Here is a 1,614-nt window from a genome sequence, read left to right as displayed (position 1 = left end):
AGCGCTTTCCAATGGAACAGGAGCCTGGACGAGGGTCTGCACTGGCTCTTGCGTAGCGCTTTCGGCGCGTTTCCAATGCAAAAGAGCCTGTTGTTGGCCCGACACGCGCGAGTTGACCGACACCGGGACACTGGGGTGGATGATCATTTACCGGATGATCATCAACTTGAACGAATCGCAAATCCGCGCCCTGGACCAAGTGCGCGCCGTCCTCGACGGCACACAGACCCTCGACTTCGCCCCCGCGGCATGCCCGCACGAGCGTCGCGAATGGGTCGCATCCGTGCTACGGCGCTTTCGCTACGACCAGCTCAAGCGACCCCACCGGGGGCTCGTGCTGCGCTATCTGCGACGCTTTAGCGGTTTCAGCCGAGCTCACATGACGCGGCTGGTACAACGCTGGGTGCAAGGGCAAAGGCTCGCGTGGCTGAAGGGCACGCCCGCGAATGCCTTCGCACGCCGCTACACCGATGAGGACATCTTCACGCTCGCCCAGACCGAGCGTGAGTACGGCAGGCTTTCCGGCCCGGCGATGGTCGTCGTGCTGCGCCGGATGTATCAGGTCTACAACGATGAGCGCTACGAGCGCCTGCAGCACCTTTCAGCGTCTCATCTTTACAACCTGCGACGTTCGCAGACCTATCGCCTGCATCACACGGTCTACACAAAGACCCAGACGAGTCCCAAAGGCGCGGCCATCGCTGTGCGCCGGGCGCCCGCGCCGGAGAACCGCCCCGGCTTTATCCGCATCGACAGCGTTCATCAGGGCAACATCGAGGAACAGCGCGGCGTGTATCACATCAATGCCGTCGACTGCGTCACCCAGTGGGAAGTCGTTGCGACCGTGCCGACGCTGGAGCGAGAACACATGCTGCCGGTACTGCGCGGCATGATTGACCAGTTTCCATTCCGGATTCTCGGCTTTCACAGCGATGGTGGCTCGGAGTACATCAACCATGACGTCGCCAAGATGCTCAAGGAGCAACTCATCGAGTTCACCCGCTCACGTCCACGACGCTGTAACGACAATGCCTTGGCCGAATCCAAGAACGGCAATGTCGTGCGCAAGCAATTCGGCTACACGCACATACCGGCCGAGTGGGCGAAGCAGTTCAACACCTTTTGCGTAGATCTGCTTAATCCGTTTCTGAACATGCACCGCCCCTGCCTTTTCGGCACCGAAATCCCCGATCCCAGGAAGCCGGGCCGAACGCGACGCGTCCACCGCGCCGACGATGTGATGACGCCGCTTGAGAAACTGGCCAGCCTGCCAAACGTGGATGACTTCCTGCGCAAGGACATCACGATCGATCAACTGAAGCAGCAGGCGCGCAGCCAGACGGATGTCGAAGCCGCCCGTCAGGTCCGCCTGGCGCGGGAACGCCTGATGGGCAAAGTCGCCGCCCAAACCCGGCCTCGGTACCCCGATGTATGGAGTTTGGCTCGGGCACGCAGCGCATAGCCCGCGAAGGGGAAGCCGCTACGGGCTACGCCCTTCACGGCTTCCCCTTCGCAACCGAGACTCCCCGTACCCTAAAATGCAGCTTCCTTTAACGACCATCCAGCTCCAAGTACTCCGCTCCCGCCAGGCTCCTTTTGGTTTTGGAAAGTACT

Annotated in this window: 1 protein-coding gene; it reads left to right on the top strand. The window is 61.3% G+C overall.

Annotation, left to right across the window (positions count from 1 at the left end):
- Positions 1–139: 139 nt before the first annotated feature.
- Entirely contained in the window at positions 140–1,462 is a 1,323-nt protein-coding gene (locus tag HWX22_RS31205; protein WP_244135333.1) for a DDE-type integrase/transposase/recombinase, read from the top strand.
- Positions 1,463–1,614: the final 152 nt, after the last annotated feature.

Source organism: Burkholderia sp. BCC1638 (genome assembly GCF_902833195.1).
GTDB classification, from domain to species: Bacteria; Pseudomonadota; Gammaproteobacteria; order Burkholderiales; family Burkholderiaceae; genus Burkholderia; species Burkholderia diffusa.
The sequence above is the reverse complement of the archived record's forward strand: the minus strand, read 5'-3'. Positions and strand labels throughout refer to the sequence as shown.